Annotated in this window: 15 protein-coding genes and 1 tRNA gene; 5 read left to right on the top strand and 11 right to left on the bottom strand. The window is 52.5% G+C overall.

Annotated elements, in window-relative coordinates; translation table 11 throughout:
- Positions 1 to 80: 80 nt before the first annotated feature.
- Positions 81 to 815, bottom strand: coding sequence for a phosphatidylcholine synthase (gene pcsA, locus ATO67_RS18385; protein ID WP_067652629.1), 735 nt, complete (start codon positions 813 to 815; stop codon positions 81 to 83).
- A gap of 224 nt (positions 816 to 1,039) precedes the next feature.
- On the opposite strand from pcsA, the gene ATO67_RS18380 reads away from it, so the two are divergent.
- Positions 1,040 to 2,254: a UbiH/UbiF family hydroxylase gene (locus tag ATO67_RS18380; RefSeq protein ID WP_067652627.1), complete on the top strand. Its 1,215-nt coding sequence runs from the start codon at positions 1,040 to 1,042 to the stop codon at positions 2,252 to 2,254.
- Here the strand turns inward: ATO67_RS18380 and ATO67_RS18375 are convergent.
- Both ATO67_RS18375 and ATO67_RS18370 read right to left on the bottom strand, forming a co-directional pair.
- Positions 2,232 to 3,176 (bottom strand): AEC family transporter, encoded by a 945-nt coding sequence (locus ATO67_RS18375; RefSeq protein ID WP_067652625.1) that lies wholly within the window; start codon positions 3,174 to 3,176, stop codon positions 2,232 to 2,234. The genes ATO67_RS18380 and ATO67_RS18375 overlap by 23 nt on opposite strands.
- Before the next feature lie 35 nt (positions 3,177 to 3,211).
- Positions 3,212 to 3,958, bottom strand: a complete 747-nt coding sequence (locus tag ATO67_RS18370) for a cytochrome c biogenesis CcdA family protein (protein WP_067652623.1) — start codon at positions 3,956 to 3,958, stop codon at positions 3,212 to 3,214.
- Positions 3,959 to 4,228: 270 nt separating this feature from the next.
- Here ATO67_RS18370 and ATO67_RS18365 point away from each other — a divergent pair.
- From ATO67_RS18365 to mobQ, 3 genes are all read left to right on the top strand, one after another.
- Positions 4,229 to 4,304: transfer RNA gene (locus ATO67_RS18365), tRNA-Lys, on the top strand.
- A gap of 87 nt (positions 4,305 to 4,391) precedes the next feature.
- On the top strand, positions 4,392 to 5,552 hold the full coding sequence (locus ATO67_RS18360) for a tyrosine-type recombinase/integrase (RefSeq protein ID WP_067652622.1): 1,161 nt from the start codon (positions 4,392 to 4,394) through the stop codon (positions 5,550 to 5,552).
- Positions 5,553 to 5,743: 191 nt separating this feature from the next.
- A complete protein-coding gene (mobQ, locus tag ATO67_RS18355; RefSeq protein ID WP_067652621.1) occupies positions 5,744 to 6,802 on the top strand; it encodes a MobQ family relaxase in 1,059 nt (352 codons plus the stop codon).
- Between the two features lie 17 nt (positions 6,803 to 6,819).
- On the opposite strand, the gene ATO67_RS18350 is transcribed toward mobQ, so the two are convergent.
- A complete protein-coding gene (locus ATO67_RS18350) occupies positions 6,820 to 11,406 on the bottom strand; it encodes an NACHT domain-containing protein (protein ID WP_067652620.1) in 4,587 nt (1,528 codons plus the stop codon).
- Positions 11,407 to 11,611: 205 nt separating this feature from the next.
- Between ATO67_RS18350 and ATO67_RS18345 the strand changes: the two genes are divergently transcribed.
- Positions 11,612 to 12,502 (top strand): HNH endonuclease, encoded by an 891-nt coding sequence (locus ATO67_RS18345; protein WP_158667374.1) that lies wholly within the window; start codon positions 11,612 to 11,614, stop codon positions 12,500 to 12,502.
- Positions 12,503 to 12,530: 28 nt separating this feature from the next.
- Here ATO67_RS18345 and ATO67_RS18340 read toward each other — a convergent pair whose 3' ends face one another.
- The 7 genes from ATO67_RS18340 to ATO67_RS18310 form a co-directional block, all read right to left on the bottom strand.
- Entirely contained in the window at positions 12,531 to 13,706 is a 1,176-nt protein-coding gene (locus tag ATO67_RS18340; RefSeq protein WP_067652617.1) for an HNH endonuclease, read from the bottom strand.
- A gap of 112 nt (positions 13,707 to 13,818) precedes the next feature.
- Positions 13,819 to 14,094, bottom strand: coding sequence for a hypothetical protein (locus ATO67_RS18335; protein ID WP_158667373.1), 276 nt, complete (start codon positions 14,092 to 14,094; stop codon positions 13,819 to 13,821).
- Positions 14,095 to 14,143: 49 nt separating this feature from the next.
- The gene (locus tag ATO67_RS18330) at positions 14,144 to 14,884 is read right to left on the bottom strand and encodes a hypothetical protein (protein ID WP_067652613.1); all 741 of its coding nucleotides are present in this window, start codon (positions 14,882 to 14,884) and stop codon (positions 14,144 to 14,146) included.
- A 59-nt stretch (positions 14,885 to 14,943) separates the two neighbouring features.
- Complete coding sequence (locus ATO67_RS18325) at positions 14,944 to 15,867, bottom strand: M48 family metalloprotease (RefSeq protein ID WP_067652611.1); 924 nt, start codon at positions 15,865 to 15,867, stop codon at positions 14,944 to 14,946.
- A 9-nt stretch (positions 15,868 to 15,876) separates the two neighbouring features.
- Positions 15,877 to 17,559, bottom strand: a complete 1,683-nt coding sequence (locus ATO67_RS18320; RefSeq protein WP_067652608.1) for a type IV secretory system conjugative DNA transfer family protein — start codon at positions 17,557 to 17,559, stop codon at positions 15,877 to 15,879.
- A 72-nt stretch (positions 17,560 to 17,631) separates the two neighbouring features.
- Positions 17,632 to 18,264 carry a thymidylate synthase family protein gene (locus ATO67_RS18315; RefSeq protein WP_067652606.1) on the bottom strand — a complete coding sequence of 211 codons (633 nt, stop codon included), beginning with the start codon at positions 18,262 to 18,264 and terminating at the stop codon, positions 17,632 to 17,634.
- A 1-nt stretch (position 18,265) separates the two neighbouring features.
- Positions 18,266 to 19,066, bottom strand: coding sequence for a hypothetical protein (locus tag ATO67_RS18310; protein WP_067652604.1), 801 nt, complete (start codon positions 19,064 to 19,066; stop codon positions 18,266 to 18,268).
- Positions 19,067 to 19,161 lie beyond the last annotated feature (95 nt).

Raw genomic sequence — 19,161 nt, 5'->3', positions numbered from 1 at the left:
CTTAATTGATACTAGATACCCGTTTTACGGCTCTGTACAACTGAAAACGCATTCAAAACCACAGTTTTGAACGACTGTTTTCAAGACGGGGTTTTTCCACCCAGTGACGGCAGCAACTGCATAACGCCACCGACGCAGTAAAGGTAGATGCTGGTAATAACGACGCCTGCCACCACCCAATCTGGCGTAGTGAAGTGCAGAAGGAGAGAATACCCGCCCAATGCGCACCAGATAAGGAAAATAGTCATGTTGAGCGGCCGCAAGCGCTTCACCCGCACGGGATGCAGGAAGTTGATCGGCAAGAAGGTCAGGACAACGGAAATCGTAACGATGATCATTGCGGTCGTCGCACTGGCATCGATGACGAAGAGCGTAAAGACGAGCATATTCCACACGACGGGGAAGCCAGAGAAGAAGTATTCATCCGTTTTCATGCCCATGTCAGCATAATAAATCGCACTGGAAACGACGATCATGCCAGCAGCCACGAATGACCATGGCTCGCCGATCATACCGCTTTGATAAAGGGCGAAAGCAGGCAGAAGAACATAGGTCACGTAGTCGATGATATTGTCCAGCGTATCGCCGGACCAGTTGGGCAAAACCTCTTTGACCCGCACTTTTCGTGCAATCGGACCATCGATGCCGTCAACCAGAAGCGCAAGCCCGAGCCACCAAAACATATCCACAAAGCGATGCTCTGCCGCCGCGACCACGCCCAGAAATGCCAGAAACGAGCCTGAGGCGGTGAGAATATGGACGGAAAATGCGCGTATTTCAGCGTAAGGCACACGCTTGTATTTGAATATCTTCATAGTCAGCGCAGGCGCCTCGTGTTTTATCCACTACGTCCAGTCCGGTATGCGGCCATTTATCGCTGTTTGCAACCATGCGCGAAAGCTTATCCTGATGCTAATATGCATTTTACTTCGTCCTCATGACGATTGCGACACAGATGGGTTCTGGATTCGGCACGTCCGAACTTCTATGTTGGAACGCGTATTAGGTGTTGAAGGTAAAAGCTGGATTGGACAGGACGATGAGAAACTTCGAGATTGCCATCGTGGGTGCAGGACTTGCAGGTCAGATCGCCGCCATCGCACTCGCCCGTTCAGGCCGCAGCGTCGCGCTGATAGCGCCTATATCCGATAAGACGGATCATCGCACCACGGCCTTGATGGACCAGTCCATTCGTTTTCTGGATCGCCTTGGCCTCTGGTCACGGATCGAGCCATCCGCGGCCAAGCTTTCCACCATGCAGATCATCGATGGCACGGACCGTTTGCTGCGCGCGCCAACGGTGGCTTTCCGCTCGTCAGAAATCGGCCTGCCCGCCTTTGGATGGAACATGGCCAATCACACGCTCCTGACGGTGTTAAGCGAGGCAGTCGCGCAAGAAAATAACATCACTGTTATCGACGGCGTCGCTGACGCGATAGAAATCACAGAACGCGAGGCGACCGTCACCCTTGAAGATGGCGAGCAGATTTCCGCAAGTTTCCTGGTCGGTGCAGATGGCAAAAAGTCGAAGGTGCGCGAAGCCGCGAAGATCGGCGTGCGCTCGTGGTCCTATCCACAGACCGCCATGGTGCTGAACTTCGAGCATAGCCGCCCTCATGGCAATGTTTCCACGGAATTTCACACACAAACGGGGCCTTTCACGCAAGTGCCTCTGCCCGGCAACCGTTCCAGTCTTGTCTGGGTGGTAACACCGCAGCAGGCCGCCGAAATCACCATCCTTCCATTGGAAGACCTCAGCCGCCGCATCGAGGACCGCATGCAGTCCATGCTCGGTAACGTGAAAGTCTCCGATGACGTGCAGACGTGGCCGCTTTCCAGCATGACCGCGCATCGTTACGGCAAGGGCCGCGTGGCGCTGGTCGGTGAATCCGGCCACGGTTTTCCGCCGATCGGTGCCCAGGGCCTGAACCTCAGCCTGCGAGATATCATCGTGTTGACCGAACTTCTCGGCACGCTGACGGGCAAGACGATACCCGGTGATGCAGGCTCGACATTCGACCGTCGCCGCCGCGCAGATGTCGTCAGCCGGACGCTCAGCGTCGATCTTCTGAACCGCTCGCTGCTATCAAGCCTTCTGCCCGTACAGATGGCGCGCGCAGCGGGCCTGCATGTTCTCTCCAGCGTCGGGCCTTTGCGGGGTCTGGTCATGCGGGAAGGCATCGAGCCAGGCCGCGGCATCAAAGCCCTGCCCTCGATGATTTTCGGCAGCCTCAGACGCTCATGGAACGGATGAGATAAAGCACCAAGGAGACGGTGAAAACCGAAAGGCCTGTGGTCACAAGAATCGTTGCCGACGCGCGTTCCTGCCAAACCCCATATTGCTGGCCGATGACGAAGACATTCGTGGCGGTCGGCAGTGCGGCCAGCAGCACCGCCGTTGAAACCCATATCGGATCGAAAGAGCCGAAGGACGACAGAATGAAATAGGCCAGCAGCGGGTGCAGAATGAGCTTCGCAGGAACGATATAGCTGATTTCAACCGGTACTCTTTTCAGCGGGCGCAAAGCCAGCGTCACACCCATGGCAAACAGAGCGCAGGGTGCTGCCGATTGCGACAGATAGTCCACCAGTTGCTGCACCGGTTGAGGTGGCTGCCAGCCGATGACGGCGGCGAGAAAACCCGCGATGACAGATAGAATGAACGGATGGGTCAGAACCTTGCGCGTCACATCGCCCGCCAGCGTCAGCGGCGGTCGTTTGTCTCCCCCGGCAATCGCCATCAACGCCGGGGCCGTCACGAAATGCATGGCATTCTCAAGACAAACGATCAGCGCAACAGGAACGGCGGCGCGCTCTCCGAAGGCCAGAAGTGCAAGGCCCGGCCCCATATAACCGATGTTACCGTAACTGCCGGCGAAGCTTTGAATCGTGGTATCAGCCAGGCTGTTGCGGCAGACCAAATAGCCGATCACGAAGAGCAGCGTAAAAATGGAGTACGTCGCCAAAAGGCTAAGGCCAACGAAATCCATGCGCGCCAGCTGATCGACGGGCGTCTTGGCAACCAGCTTGAAAAACAACGCCGGCAGAGCCGCATAAATGATGAAAGTGTTCAGCCAGCCAAGCGCTTCGGCAGGCTGCTTGGTAATGCGCCCGGCGAGATAGCCGATCAAGATCAGTCCGAAAAACGGAAACAGCAATCCGGCGATCTCAGCCATGGCTCCCCCTCACCGCTTGTAATGCCATAAGTGCTTTAACCGATTTGCATAAGTATTGGAAAGCTTTCCTGAAACCAGATTGCGACATTGGTGATGAAACCGGACATAAAGGCTATCCCCGTCAGGATGAGAAGCACACCCATCGCTTTTTCCACCACGCCGAGATGACGACGAAAGCGGGCCAGGAACCGCATGAAGCTTCCCGAAAATACGGCCGCGATCCAGAATGGAATGGCAAGCCCGGCGGAATAGACGGCGAGCAACATCGCCCCTTCCCCCACCGTATCTCTCGCAGCCGCCACACCCAGAATGGCACCGAGGACAGGCCCGATGCACGGCGTCCAGCCAAAGGCAAAGGCGAGGCCCATGACATACGCCCCCGACAGTGTCGCTGGCTTGCCGCCGCTCTGAAACCGAGCCTCGCGTGAAAATAGCCCGATGCGGAACACGCCGAGGAAATTAAGCCCCATGAGAATGATGATGAAGCCGCCGATCTTGGCGAGGATATCCAGGTTCTGGCGCAGCACCATGCCGATACTGGACGCACCTGCGCCCAACGCCACGAACACCGTCGCGAATCCGAGCGTAAAAAACAGTGCAGCAAACATCACCGCTCGTCGAACTTGCGGCTTTGCCTCAAATCGCTCATCCCGGAACTGCTCCACGGAGATGCCCGCCATGTAGCACAGATAGGGCGGCACCAATGGCAGCACGCAGGGCGACAAAAACGAGAGTGCACCGGCCAGAAGCGCTGTAAAAAGAGAGATATCTGCGATGGACAAGGACTGACTCCGCTACATTTCGAAACGCATTTAACGCGGCCAACCCCTTACGACCAATCACCTTTTTGCGCTCGCGACAAAAAAATGCGGGAACGAGAAATATTCGCGTTTTTATGGGTTGACCGCAGACGTGCCTCTACCTATGTTCCGCGCACTTCCAAAGGGCGCTTCACCGCCGCAGAGGAACACGCAGCCCGGCTTTTGAAGCAACTGAATTTGACACAGCTTTTGTGTTTATGTGTCAGAGGGATACGCGGAACGATATGGTGAGAGAGGCTAGCTCAGCTGGTAGAGCAGCGCACTTTTAATGCGCGGGTCGTGGGTTCGAGTCCCACGCCTCTCACCAACAAATTCAAAAACTTACATCTTGATAACGGCCGAGAACGGGCTAGAATCACTCTCACACATGTCTCGCACAGTTTGAGAGGATTAAATGACCTCACATTCCATTCTTGGCGATAAGGTTCGCGTCTATCGCCGCGCCAACAGTTCGCTGTGGCAATGCTCCACATACCTCGAAGGCCGAGAGTGGCGGGTCAGCTCCAAAACCGACAGTCTGGCACTGGCCAAAGAGTTTGCCGAAGACTGGTATCTTGAACTGCGCGGCAAAAGCCGTATCGGCCAGTTGAAGATGGAACGGACGTTTGCCGACGCCGCCAAGCAGTTCATGACCGAATACGTGCCGCTGACCAAAGGCGAGCGCAACCCAAAATACGTCAAAGACCATCAAGCGCGGCTGGACAATCACCTCATCCCCTTCTTTGGGAAGCTCGGCCTCAGCACCATCACGGCGGGCAAGGTACAGGAATTCCGCGTTATGCGGCTGGTGCCTCATCCAGAGACCGGCAAGGTGCCCTCACGCGCTACCCTGCACCATGAGACCGTCACCCTCCGGCAGGTTATGAAAACCGCGCTGCGGCACGACTGGATCAGCCACCTCCCCGACTTTTCCGCGCCGTATCGCGCGTCCGGCAAGATCAGCCACCGCGCGTGGTTTTCACCCGAAGAATACAAGCGGCTTTACACGCATACCCGCGAGCGCATTAAAACCGCCAAGGGAATGCCTTGGGAATATCCACTTGCGCAGATGCATGACTACATCCTGTTCATGGCCAATACCGGCTTACGGCCCGATGAGGCCAACCGCCTGGAATACCGTGACGTAACGTTCGAGACCGACCCAGATAACGGCGAGCGCATCCTGTTGATCGAAGTGCGCGGCAAACGTGGGTTTGGTTACTGCAAGAGCACCACGGGCGCTGTGCATCCGTTTGAGCGGCTGGTGAAGCGCAATGCGCCCAAGCCAACCGATCTGGTGTTTCCGCAGGATCACAAGAAACAGTTCAACAAGGTTCTGACTGACTGCGAACTCAAGACCGACCGCGAGGGCAACCGGCGTTCGGCTTACAGCCTGCGCCATACCTATATCTGCCTGCGGCTGCTGGAAGGTGCCGACATTTACCAGATCGCCAAAAATTGCCGGACAAGCGTGGAGATGATCGAGAAGCACTATGCGGTACATCTAAAGAACACGCTGGATGCCAAGGCTATCAACGTGCGTAGAAAGGTGAAGGCGGTTACTGCCGAGGCGTAACCAGCTTGAACATTTGCGGGCTGCATGTATCAATGCGTAACAGCGCACCTACGCATCACCATGTGTACGCATTGAAGAGGTGGTGATGCGATGCACGGTTTTCTAACCAGCCGTAAGACGAACTGGAGAAAACCGGCAAGTGCGTCAGGGGGACACCCCCTGAACCCCCGTCCGTGCCGGAGCAAGGTGAATTGGCTATCTATCACCTGAATGTCAAAAATATCAGCCGGAGCGACGGACGCTCCGTCGTCGCTGCCGCCGCGTACCGCGCTGGGGAAGTGTTACCCAACGAAGCGGAAGAACGGCTGTCGGACTTCGGTGGACGCCGCGACGTGATCACCAGCAGCATCCGCCTGCCTGTTGGCGCACCCGACTGGATGGCCGACCGGTCGCGTTTATGGAACGCGGTCGAACTGGCCGAAAAGCGCCACGATGCGCGGCTGGCCAAGGAAATAGAATTCGCCCTGCCCCGTGAACTGCCGCGCTCCGCGTGGCTGGGCATTGCCCACGCGATGGCTGACGCCTACACCGCGCAGGGCTTTGTCGCGGATTTCGCCATTCATGACGATGGCACCCAGCACAATCCCCATATCCATATCCTGCTGACCACCCGCGTTATTACGTCGGAGGGCTTTGGCCCGAAAATCCGCAGTGCCGACGGGCGGCAGTTTATCAGTGAAGCACGGGTGACGTGGGAGCGGGTTGCCAACGCCGCCTTGACCAAGGCGGGTGTGAGTGCCGCCATCGACAGCCGCAGTTACGCCAAGCGCAAGCTTGACCGCACACCGGGCCAGCATCGCGGGCCGGACCGAGAGGAACGGCGTGCCCGCAGGCAGCGCCAGCGAGAAAGGGAAAGCATGACTCCGAACCATGATGACCGCGACCTGCCAGTGCCCGACCCGGACGGATCACCTATCCATCCGCGCGAGCTTGCATCAGCCGAACGGCGGATGCTTGACGAAGTCGAACGGGAAGACCTTCCCGTGACTTTAGCGCCGAACGGCGTTCCCCATGCCGCATGCGATGAGGTTGAGCGGCTGAACAGCCGCGAAATCAGTGAGGATGACGCGCTGAACTACAGGCTGGCACCTGAAAACTTGCTGGACTGGCTTGGTGATCCCGCTCCAGCGCAGGATGAAGCGACGCTGGAACGGTGGGAAAACCATCTTGATTGGCTAGAAGTGGATAACAGACAACCCACAAAGAGTGGTCCGGAAGAGCGGCAACGTGAACAAGACCGCAATCGGTGATACATGGGAGCAGTCACTCAATCTCTAAATCGGACGAGATCGCCTTGCCATTCGTCACCATCCCGGAAAAAATACCCGATATAGTCGTTTCTCGCGAACTGCTTATGATCTGGCCCCGCTCTGTGTGTTCCCAACCCGCCGTCTTTCTCCACCCAGACACGCCAAGCAACTTTTAAATCATGATCTTCTGCAAATTTTTCGATAATATCGAGGCGGAAGCACGCAGCGTTATCACCCTGATTTGGCTTGTCTGCAAAAGCTGGCTTCTCATCCTGCGTCACGAAAACGGATGACCACCCGTTCTTAGGTTTTAATTTCATATAGCCTAATATGGCTGGATGAGGCGCAATGAAGTCGGGCTCGTCACGTACCCCGCTGTGGTCAAACTCTGTGTATTTGGGTGAGAACGCTTTTTTCGGCCTTGCAAACTGAAAGTCCGCTGCCTGATACTCCAAAGATAAGACGGGCGGAGATGCTTGATGCTTGTAACTCAATTGAGCCCAGAGGTGAAAATCTGTCGAGCCATGGTCAAAGACGTCACTGTTATTTTCGCTGATCTCATCGGTCGTCAAATTAGCTAGTTTGTCCAGATCAAAACGTTTCACCAAAATTAACTCTACGCCATACTGAGCACTTCGAAAGGGCTCCTCTACTTCAAACCCACGCATGTAGTTTTGGCTTCTGCAATGGCAGCGTTGCATCGCCCAAAGTGTTCCTTCCGGATCAGATTGGACAAGATATTGCGTTAGGTCGGGAATATCATCGAGTGTTTTCGTCCAATTCATATTTCGTTTCGGTGTATCCACCACAAACGCCATCGGTGGTACCACAAAGCCGTCAGGCATAAATGTTTCCACTGGCCTACTGTAACTGCCGCTAAAATAGGTTGGATCAATATCCGCGTTTTGGAACGATTCTAGGCACGCCAGAATAGTTGGCTCTTGATCCCAATTCACATACCAGTGATAATCCGCTAGATAGCCAACTAGTTCGCCGTAGGCAATATGCTGATATTTCTTGCCAATTCGTTCGACACGATGATCGCGTCTTCCATCTGAAAATGCGAGTGATTCCCTCTCAACGTTTTCATGCAGAGCTCGATTCCACCCCAATTCCAACGTGCGTTTGAATACCCAGTATTGAGCCTCCAATAGTGAAAATTTACGAATACCTTTTTCACCGTAGCGGTTTAACGGCTTAATACGATAAAACTCGACCCGCAAGTGCTCGGGCAATTTGGCAACAAGCTCTTGCTGTAACTCTGTAAGTCTCGTCTCGAAGTCCTTGGCGCTATCAACGTCTTCCTTGCCTGCGTTTTCGGGATCTACCGACGCCAACAAATCCGAGAAGCGTGTCTCTGTAATCAGGCTGGAAACGTCCGCTATCTCAGTGTGCAGGGCCGTGGCTGACTCCCCAAGTGCGTCCACTTGCTCCCAAAAAACGGAAATTTCCTGCTCCCGCGTTGGGGGCGGAGTGCCTCTACGAACTTCTTGCGAAAAGCTGCTGGAGATTCCTCCCATCGTATAACGGCCAAAATCGCCTGCCATGGTAGGCGCTCTTCCGTCAAACCGGGCTGGAACGAAGCCGATGACCGAACCGAAAATTGATCGCGCTGTCTCCCTCTGCTCCACGACGTCTTCGAGTCTAGGCCAATCTTTAATTGGCTCTGAAGCATAAGGTGGTGCCGCCCTCGCAACCACTTTATCATCGATACCCGCGCTATTGAACACAGCGTGATCCACAATGATCTGCGCATAACGCCTCGTCCATGCATGCCGTTCAACCGGCATTCTAGTGAACACCATATTGTCGACTGCAATTGCCGCTTCTTTTATTAAAGCCTTATCCTCGCAATAAAGGACACCGGCCGAGGCAGCGGCAAGAACTCGCTCCCGCACGTAAGCATCGTCCCACGTTTCAAACTCGTTTATAAGCGCAGGAATTTCCTCTGGATATTTCGTAAGCAGACTAGCAAGCGCTTTCGTCGCACAATCACGCAATTGTCTGTCTGTAGTCGAAGTCATCAACGCCAATGCGGTGGCGGCCAGATGAATCTTACTCAACTCGACGGATATTTTGGGGGCGACCCACGCCCAATCTATCAGTTGCTGCACGACTGACCAGTCATCCTCGTACGTCTCGCTCTTGCCAACCAAATAAACCGACCAGCTTGCGTCCCTTTCACCAAGCGTTAGGGATGCAAGCTCTTGCTTCAAGTATGCAGCATTAATGGGACTATTGGGCAGAGTTGCCATTGCAAGGAGTAGAGTAAACCACTGCGTATCATCAATAACCTGTTCATCACCATGAACTGGTTTGCGTTGCGACTCCAGGAGCTCGACAGTTCGCTCAGTGATAGCCTCACCACGTCGCCAGAGAAGGGACGCAAGAAAGTCTTCAACCGATACATCAACGGCTTCCATGAAGTTGTCATCAAGGTCGAGGAGCTCAACTTGCCAGAGGATCGGCGTCAACGCGAGAAGAGCAACCCTTAACCCTGCAAACTCATGGATGCGGTCTTCCGAAAAAACATATTCGTATGTCCCGCCATTTTTCAGCGCCTCGGCGAGTTGACCGGGAGTTTTGCAATCTCGCAAAATAGCTTCAGCGACAAAGAAGTCGCTAAACTTCTGGAAACCGAAGGAAATCCGTTTCCCACTTTCTGCATCCCGCGACGGAGAATCTAAAAGCACGCCCTCATCGATAAGACGGGAGATGAACCTGTCGCTTTCTTTTGCTGGCGGACCTAGGTTTATGGCGTCTTCACAGAGTTTAGCTGCAACCTCGTAAGCCAGATATTCGCTTCCCGTCGAAGCCATCTCTGCCGCTATTTTGTTCAAGGCATTGGAGATTTTTCCGTCGTTCAATGAAAGTCTGTCAAATCGCTTTTCAACGAGATTTTTCTCGACGGCTTTGAGCCAAAACGAGATAATTTTGGCAATAGAATCCATTCCTCGGGGGAACGAAGTTTGCGCGGATGATTTGAGGAAATCAACAGCTGTCGATAAAAACAGTGGACTTAAAAGAAGCTCATTCAGGCCGAAAACTGGAGCGGAAAACCGTTCAATGCCATGGCGATCCAAATATTCTTTAGCTGCCTCTCCCAAATGGCCTCTAAATCCATAGTGGAAGACCCTTGGAATATCCACATCGGACCGAATGCATAAGTCGTGATAAGAAGAACGCACGGTGATACAAAATGCTAGCCGCTCAAATTTTCTGAGCTGGCCATACAGTGCCGGAATACCAGCCTGCCAGCCCGCAGCATTCAAGCTTTCATTGATGCCATCGATAATCAGTAACGCAGGCCCACCGGCAGCGAGCGCTGCGCTATCGAGCGCCGCCAGAAACGTTTCAAATCTTATATCCGCGATATCGAGATATCTCAGGATCTCCTGTTCGGGTCTGTCGCCGTGGTCCAGTGTTCTTGCTGGTATAAACAGAGCGGGATTACCATCTCTGATGTGAGATTCGACCTCTTTCGCTACTAAATGCGATTTACCAGCTCCGGCGTCCCCCTCCACTAGCAGCGCTGGTTGCCCAAGGATTTTTCGATCTGAAACAGAAAAAACAAGGCTGGCGTTCCTCAAATATCCTGCGACGTCATTTATGGCACTCCTAACTGCACTAGAATAAACATACACAGAGTTTGTTTCGTCCGTTTTAGGGGTGATAACGTCAATTCTCTCAAATCGGGCTTGAAGGAGCGCTTGGTAAGCAGGCATAGCCCGGTCTATCGTCTGGACGTCATCGAGACACTCAGACAAATCGCAGGCGTACAGGTTGTCTACATTAAGGGCCTGCAAAAGCGCGAGAATTCGCTCCACTTCAGCTTGGATCTTGTCGCAATGTTCGCGTAGCGGCTCCGCGCCACTGCCCGTCCCCATGATGTCACGGAGCGCGATGCTCGCGTCAATTAAGTTTTTAGATACAGAGGTAAGACGGTCCCGAACGCTATGGTGGCGTCGCAGTATTTGCAATTTTTTGTTAATGCCGACATCAACGTGATCGTCAGGGCGATACCGCTTACCAATGTAATCGCGCGATTTACTCAGTTGGTTTTCAAACCACTGCTTGTCAAAGGAATTTTCGTCAAACCAATACAACCGCATTCCGGAGTAACGCGCTTCATTCCGTTGCAGCTTACTGACGAAGTAGGTTTCATCCCAAAGCTCTATCGAAACTGACCGCCCTCTTTTATTAGATTCTTGTTGGCTCCATTTTTTGAAATTGATCCACTGTTTCGTCTGAGTATCGTTTTCACCCTCAGCAGAACCTGACAGATTTCGTGGAATAGCAACGTAATAGCGTTCCAACTGAGGAAAATGAGTTAGTGCAGATCTGAATGATTTTTTGAGTTGTGTTACCTCTGATGCCCCAAATCCATCAGGGAAGTATTTGCTCTGCCAGCCCCACACACGCCCATCCGAAAACTTCACGGCAATTTCGACGCCGCCGTCTGCGCCAGGACCACGATTCTCGATGGACGAGTAATTTTCAGGTGGATCAGCCAACACAAGCTGACGAGTGAGTTCCTCAAACCCATCGTTCTGGGAGCTTCGGTGTTTGCGGATATTTCTGAAGTTTATATCGGGAAGTTTCAAGGCACGCTGCTTTCCTGCTGTGTAGGCATGGGCATCATCTCGTATCCGACGGGAACACTCAACATTAGAGTTTGCTGGACAATATCTTTCCACAACGCAAGGAGGTAAATCTTCCCCAGCAGAAGTGAGGATCGCCACATCGAACACTGTTTTAGACTAGCTCCTCAAATCAAGAGGGGCTAATCTTCAAAAAATGAACCAAGACATGCGCACGTTCCCGGCCAATCGTGCCGTCGTACTCAAAAATATCCGCTGCGTGTATTGCGGCGAGATGCTATCGGGCCTGAACCGGACCAAAGACCATGTGATCGGGCGACGTTTCGTTCCCAAAGGCAAGTTCAACGCTCAGTTCAATCTTATCGTCAACGCCTGCCGCGCCTGCAACAATAAGAAAGCCGATCTTGAGGACGATATTGCCGCTATCACCCTTGCGCCTGATGTCACAGGCCGCCACTCCCATGACGATCTACCTGCCATCGAAGAGGCAAGACGACGTGCGGAAAATTCCATAAGCCGGAGAACGCGCAAGCCAATCAGCCAAAGCCGGGAAACCGTCAACTTAAACGGTAGCCTAGGCCCCGGTATTAATCTGAAAATCGCGTTTACCTCGCCCCCCCAAATCGAATTACCACGCGCCTTTGAACTGGCAAGGCTTCAGCTGATGGCGTTCTTCTACCTCCAGACCTACAAAACGGAATCGCAGGTCGGTGGCTATTGGCTTCATGGATATCATCCCGTCCAGATGGTGAGGTGGGAAGACTGGGGAAATGCGGTCATGCGCCAGTTGATGACGGAAATTAATGATTGGGATTTCAGGTTTCATTGCATCACCGCAGACGGATTTTTCAAAGCAATGACACGCAAACACCCTACCGCTGAGACGTGGGTATGGGCGTTAGAGTGGAACCGCTCACACAGGCTGATCGGCTTTTTCGGAGAGCGTGATCCCGCCCAAGCTATCGTAGACAAGTGCCGGATGACTCGCCCAGTCACCATTTTCGAACAGCCCAACCAATCGCTTCATTACCGTGTTGAGACACCTCTGAGCGGCGATGACGACACTCTGTTCGATTGGACCGAAAAAGTCGCGACATAGCCGCTCCCTAGAGCTAGATGATCTCTTTTTACTTGCACGGCGGCAGCATGGCCGGATCGCCGCGCATCGCTTCTAGGTCTTCAAGTTCCTGAAGAGAGGCAACGTTGAGCTTGTGGGTGATGTAGTCAGGAAGCGCGAAGGGGCCGACCGCTTTCTTCGCCGCCACCACGGTGATCCAAACTACCCCGTCGGCGTATTTTGCGTCGAGGCGACCTAAAAGCGATTTCTCATCGCTGACGAGTACTGTCATCGAACGACCCGAAGGGGAGATCACACTCAGCGAGAGTTTGTCGGCGATGACATTGATCATCAGGACCCATGCCCCCGGCCAGCTTAACGCTTTATTTACTTCGGGATTGTTCGGAGATTTTAGGAACGATGAACCTCGCACGGGAATAGCCCGTCGCTTTTCAAAGTCCCCTTCCCGCATCGCCGCCCGCAGATGGCTTGCATACTCTGTGGCCAGGAACGCATCACCTAGCAGCTTATATCCCACCGCCAAGCCAAGTTTGGCGAGCATACGTCCACCCGTGTCAATTGCTACAGCCGGTCGGAGGTGCAGCTTCTCTCCAGCACGGCCTTTCCTATCGACCGCATCTACGGTCTTCATATCTTCGGCTTGAACGGTGTTTTCCGGATCGGGAACGCCGATTCCCCAGTCGGGTGAAATATTGGCATTCACCACGTAACGCTCAGCTTTATCGAAGTGATGGCGGAAGGATTCAAGGCTCACCATGATCCAGAACGGTTCTTCGGAGGTGAGCGCAATGTATGCTCTTCCGCCCGAGCCTTTCTTGATAATCGGATTACCACCTGAGTAAGTGGTCCAGTTGGGATTACCGTCGTCTGGACGAATATGGATAATATTCGCGCCGCACGGACCTGCCCAATAATCCGCGATATGTCCGACAGGAACCGGAATGCCTTGAAGAGGTCCCAAATAGTCCAAGGGTATTGGCGCTACAGCTTTTTTACCGGCCAGATATTCCAGTGAGCCTTGTGACCGTTCCGCTTGTCCGATCCACCCACGGATAAACTCCCCGTCCACAAACAAACCGCTTATACTGTTGCATCGCTGGCAAACCTCGTCTGTTCTCCAGATATCTTTGGGTAAAAAATCGCCTCCAAGGGCATTTGGCCAGATATGCTCGTCAGAAAACTCCTTCTCTGCCTTTTCTTCACTACAATACAAACAGGTCTTCATCCGGCGCTCCGCCTTTCCGATCAATGGGTGCTGTTGCCGCTCGCTTTCGTTGCTCGGTATATTCTGAAATCACTGTAAATGACTTCAAACGACTTTCTTTCAGGTGATCACTTTATTCGATAGGTGCATTTCTTATAACGTGAGCGTCGACAGCTTGCATGAAACGCAAGGTCTCCCGCGTCACGTCCCTAAATAAAATTGCTTGTTCTTGTCCGTAGACAGCTGCAAAAAACTCATCGCCGCCGCCTTCAACAGTTGCCGTCGCCGTATCGATGAACTCGTCGATCTCCATTGATCGCTCATCGCTCAGTTGACATTTTTTCGATATTTCTTCGTAGATATCTTTTTCTGCGGGCCCAAGTTTTGCGAACCAATACTCTTGCGTCATACATATCATCTTATCTTGAGAAATAGCATAAGCTGGCCCAAAGCATGCGCTAACAATCACCACCAAAGAGAATGTTGCAATTATACTGAGCTTCAATCGCCCTGTGGTTTGACCATTCGAGGGCCGAGGTATCTTTGGATTTGAGGCCTTTTTCGCGATGCGTTTTGGTCTCTTCAACATAGGCATCAATCCTCGACTTAATTAGATGTTTTGCTGATCCAGTCGTATCGGCCGCCCGTTTCAGCATAAATCCGGTAGCCTCGTCCAAAGCTCCAGCGGATTTACGTTCAAATTCGCGCACTCTGTTTGTTTCCATCTTTTTCATGTCTTCCAATGTCAATCTTGCGTCATGAGGAACTGAAACAGGTTCGCAGGTAATAAATTTACCCGACAGATAGGGCTTAGTCACATGATTTGTATTCGTGACTTTTATAAATATGCCGTCTTTACCAAGGATAGCCATTCCTTCAATTTCAATAATCTCGTAAATCTCATTATTATCATCACCAGACATCCCCCTGTATTTTGTTTTGAACTTCACTGCATTACCGTTTCCTAGGTTTGTAACTAGCATTCGCTGGGGCTCGAGTCGGACATACTGAATATTTATATTCAGTATGTCACGAAGTAGGTCTTTGATGCTGTGTTGCCAATCTGGTCGTGACAACGTGTACTTACACGATTGGTCCTCTTGGTAAACAATCGTTTCGAGACGGAAAACCTCAGAGCGAACGGCACTTTGCGTTGAAACGAGAAATACAAACATCAGACTCTTAAGTTTCCAGTTCATTGACGCTCCCCGTCTCGCTGAAGACCTTGTCGGTGTAAAAGCAACTGCACTTTCTAATTCTATTTCGAATTTACATAAGCCATCTCCGCCACCAGCGGCAACGTCACCGGGGCTGCCAACACCTCCTCCGCCACCACCGGCTTTTTTACGAACCGCAGATACTTTTCCTTTTCGAGCGCCCGCTTTCGCTGAAGAAAATTGGGATGCGTGGAGAACACCGAGCTATCGACACCATGAATCATGAGCCGGGCATGGTGCCGCTCGTAGGAACTGAGGCGTGGCTTGTGGTGAAGTTTTTCGAGCGCTGAAATCATGTCCTCTTTGCTGGTCAGCGCCGCACCTACGGCGTCGGCCCAGTATTCGCGCCTGCGCGACATCGCAAGGATCAGGAATTCCGACATCCACGTTAGTATCCAGCGGACCCAACGTTGAAGGGTGCGCGAGAATCCAAAATACCAGACCAAGGCGTTCTGGAATGAACGGGCCAGCCCCATGCGCCGCATGTCATTGGTGGCGATGTGGCCAAGTTCATGACCGATGATGGCATCAAGCTCGGCATCGGTCAGGGTGTTGATCAATGGTTGCCCAAGCACCACCATGGCGCTGTTGCGCGTCGCACCGATAGCAAAGGCATTGTTGTGCGGCATGATCGCCACCCACGGGCGAGTGGTGAGGCCCAGTCGCGCCGCGAGAGCCCCAACCCGCTGGGTTAGCGGGTCGTCATCAGGCAAAACCTTAATGCCGAGATCACGTAATGCCTTATTACGCTGACCACTCAGGCCGGTCAGACCCCAGAACGTACCCCACAGCGGCACCGCGATGTAGCCGCCCATGGCACTGGCTGCTGCAATGCCAAATCCCGCGCCGACCGGCATAAACAAAAGACTGCCCCAGAGCAGTCCAACCCAACTGCCCAGCACCAGCCCGACCCACGTCAAAAAACTGCTATTGCGTATGCGACGAACGTCCACGTCCCCTGTCATGACTGCCCCCTATGGCGTTTGCATTCCCACCCTTTGCCTGCATGCTTCGCTTTTCTCGTGGATCACGAGTTGCGTCTTGAACGGGCGTTTGCCCGCGATGTCGGTAATGCCGTAGCGCCAGCCGTCGCCCTGCCATTCCCCGAGTAGTTCCTTGATCTCGTCGCTGGTCAGCAGCGGACGACCAAGGAACTGGATGCCCTCCGTCATGGAAAACCCGCTGTTGGTCGAAGCGTCACCGCTCCAGCCGCCCAGATGCGATGACACGTTGGTATTGCTGCTGGTGGTGCGGATCGCATGGGTCTTGTGACCGAGATAGCCGCTGACCATTCTGGCGGTATCGTCGTCATTGATGCCGAAGAACTGCTTGACCGCGCAGTTCAGGAACGGACGCCAGCTGTTGTTCGGATAATGTTGTTCGATTGAGTAGATGTTCTGGAGAAAAAACCACAAGCGGACCCCTGCCCCCGCATGGGTGTGGATCGCGTCGCGGTATTCGGGAAAGGAGCCAAGACTTAAGAACTCATCGAGGACGAAGAGTACCGGTATGTCCGGCTGGCGCGGATTCACCAGCATGGCATCGAGGGCGGCTTTCAAGACTACACGCAGGTAGCCTGAAAACGTCGTCATCATGTTGAACGGGATTTCGATGTAGACCGTGGCGGTCTGATCCTTGAGGTTTTCGAAGCTTACGTCGTTACCACTGACGCTTCGCTGAATATCCGCGTCTTTCCATTCGTAGAGCTTGCTCGACAGGCTGTCTTGTAGGGTTTTGAGGCTGGTCTGGGAGTTCTTTTCGAGGATGATTGTGCCCGCGTCCTTCGACGGCGGGAACGTGAGCATATCGCGGGCTACGTTGAGCAGCGCCTGCCCCTTCAGCATCGCCATCTGGCACACCGTCGCCATGGTCTGGCGATGTGGTGGAGCCTTGAACCGGACGTACATAATCATGCCGGTCATGATTCCGACGGCGTCGTCCATAAAGAACGACGGGGCCTTTGAATCGTGGGGAAAGAGTTGCATAGCGATAGCGCGGGCGTCGGACTCGCGTTTGACCCGGCTGAGCGGGTCGAACCGGTGGACAGGTTTACCGGAACCGGCATCGAGCGGGGCGATCCGGTACACCGGGCCTAGGGTGCTGCGCCACTTGGACGTTTCCTCGAACAGTTCTCCCTTGGGGTCGAGCACCACGCAGCTTCCCTGATAGCGCAGGAGGTTCGGAATGATCGTGGTTAGTGCCTTGCCCGTCCGTGTACGGGCAATGGTCAGCAGATGGCCGTCGCCATCCCAGTGGACGAACCCAGCAGGTGAGGTTTGGCGTTCGTCGGTGAAAGTGCCGAGCAAAATGGAACATGGGTCGTTGAAGGCGGCGCGGTCGCGCAGGAGGCGTTTGAGATCGTCAGAGGTTGGCCAGCAGGCGGAGCCATACAGCGGTGTTGGGTCGGCAAGTTGGCGCTCGCGTTCTTCGCGGGCAGCAAGATCGCGTTTGGCGCGTTCGATGATGGGCTTGGGATCGCGGCCTGAGGTGACAGCAGCTTCGACGGCATCGGCTACTTCGGGACCGTAGAGTTGCTCAACCCGTTTCCGTGCGGAACGGGCTTTAAGATGACGTCCTGCTTTGAAGCCCCATTTGCCCCAGTTGAAGAAGGACGCGATATCGCGCTGCCATCCTCCGAATGGATCGTATTTGCCCATATGACTGCCCCGGCCTGACTTGAGCAGACTAGCGATCGAAACTCAAATTGAAAAGATCGAGCAGGAATAACCTTAAGTTTTATCTCCAGTTGTCTCGGCAGAGATAATGCCTTGGCAACGAGGAACATCGCTTCGATATATATGTGGGAAATTAACAAAGAAATTTATTGGACCGCTAGCAACGTTGAGCTCGGTGGCAAATCGCACGGAGAGTTCTTTCAATCCCAAGAAATTCCCGTAGGAGTTAAATACATTTTGAGATCTAAATGTTGCGAACATCACCAACTCGCCATGCCTGATGGCCACTTGCACCGCACTTAAACAGGGTATCCTCGGGCCGGGATCATTGGGTACAACTAAAGGAATGAAAACTGATTTTGCGTATTTGTTCTCTTTTAACTTTTTGACCGCCAATTCAAATTGATTAACTCCAATATTGTTGAAAAATCGATCCCCATATGTCGAATTTAATTCTTCAATAATTTCCGTTGAAAACATTTTCCTTGTGTATAATTCGATTATTTTTTTTTGAGAATGGCGTGATAAAATGCCATTAACATCATCAAATTCTGATATTGTGAAACATATCGATGTGGTCTCAAATATTTCCTCGCGGTTATCAAAAACCCATTCACCGTTACTAAGCACAGACTGAATATACTCCAGCCAAACCTGACCTATTTCGCTGTTTTTCAATAAAATCATGCTATTTTACTTCATTATCAATATTCTTAAGCAACGCATCGACAGGCACGTGGAATATCTTGAGTCTATCCAAATCTGCCGTTTTAATTTCACTCCATACGATAAGCCCATGCAATATTATGCTAATAAAAACACTAAAAGCAATATATGTCCATGAAGATTGCGCTCCATCAGAGTAATATACTCCAATACACATGTACAATGTATTCGTAGCGCAGACTATTACAGAAAAAATTGACGTCCAATGAAGGTTTAATGTGGCCTTAGGGTGCCTAGGATCTTTCTCAATAACAGATCTCCACTTGAGATCATTGATATCATCCTTCAAGAACTGAAAATACAGAAGGCGATAGTTGTTCATGTACCTCATCATTTTGTAAGAATTACAATGAGCAGCGACAAACCGGTGAAACGGGACCAAACCAGCCGCTCCAACCAGTAAGAAAAGCCAAAACACCCAGTTGGGAAAGCTCTTAATCAGCGCTTCAAGTGTGTTGTCGGCTGGATTTATTCTAGTTGCCCATCCAAAAATAGAAAGAGAAACGAAAGGAACCGTCAACAACGTAAGAAACATTTTGATAGATTCCGACCGTTCGCTATGTGAGTACAGGTAAACATCGTATACTTTTTCAAAATCTTTAAGTAAAAATGAAAAATTTGTCTGCCTGTCAATGGATCTTGATTGCTCAATCGTAGCTTCAGCTTGTCTCTTCATCGCCTCTGCTTGCATTTTCAGCAACTCCAACTCGGCCTTTCCAGTGGATGCTTGCTGCGGTGACGTTTCTCTCGGTGGCCTGCTCATCTTTTATCTCACCCGCATGGAATCTGATAAACAACTTATGGAAGAAGAATCGCTGATATTCAAGCAAGACAAAATCTTAAGCCTTAAGAAATCAC

It is taken from the genome of Agrobacterium bohemicum (genome assembly GCF_001562555.1).
Lineage (GTDB): Bacteria > Pseudomonadota > Alphaproteobacteria > Rhizobiales > Rhizobiaceae > Agrobacterium > Agrobacterium bohemicum.
The sequence above is the reverse complement of the archived record's forward strand: the minus strand, read 5'-3'. Positions and strand labels throughout refer to the sequence as shown.

Bases quoted from the DNA above. Each gene is read 5' to 3' on its own strand.
- ATO67_RS18345 (WP_158667374.1), top strand. From the start codon at position 11,612: ATGCGCACGTTCCCGGCCAATCGTGCCGTCGTACTCAAAAATATCCGC.
- ATO67_RS18340 (WP_067652617.1), bottom strand. From the start codon at position 13,706: ATGAAGACCTGTTTGTATTGTAGTGAAGAAAAGGCAGAGAAGGAGTTT.
- ATO67_RS18335 (WP_158667373.1), bottom strand. From the start codon at position 14,094: ATGACGCAAGAGTATTGGTTCGCAAAACTTGGGCCCGCAGAAAAAGAT.
- ATO67_RS18360 (WP_067652622.1), top strand. From the start codon at position 4,392: ATGACCTCACATTCCATTCTTGGCGATAAGGTTCGCGTCTATCGCCGC.
- ATO67_RS18320 (WP_067652608.1), bottom strand. From the start codon at position 17,559: ATGGGCAAATACGATCCATTCGGAGGATGGCAGCGCGATATCGCGTCC.
- ATO67_RS18310 (WP_067652604.1), bottom strand. From the start codon at position 19,066: ATGAGCAGGCCACCGAGAGAAACGTCACCGCAGCAAGCATCCACTGGA.
- ATO67_RS18375 (WP_067652625.1), bottom strand. From the start codon at position 3,176: ATGGCTGAGATCGCCGGATTGCTGTTTCCGTTTTTCGGACTGATCTTG.
- ATO67_RS18330 (WP_067652613.1), bottom strand. From the start codon at position 14,884: ATGAACTGGAAACTTAAGAGTCTGATGTTTGTATTTCTCGTTTCAACG.
- ATO67_RS18380 (WP_067652627.1), top strand. From the start codon at position 1,040: ATGAGAAACTTCGAGATTGCCATCGTGGGTGCAGGACTTGCAGGTCAG.
- pcsA (WP_067652629.1), bottom strand. From the start codon at position 815: ATGAAGATATTCAAATACAAGCGTGTGCCTTACGCTGAAATACGCGCA.
- ATO67_RS18325 (WP_067652611.1), bottom strand. From the start codon at position 15,867: ATGACAGGGGACGTGGACGTTCGTCGCATACGCAATAGCAGTTTTTTG.
- ATO67_RS18315 (WP_067652606.1), bottom strand. From the start codon at position 18,264: ATGATTTTATTGAAAAACAGCGAAATAGGTCAGGTTTGGCTGGAGTAT.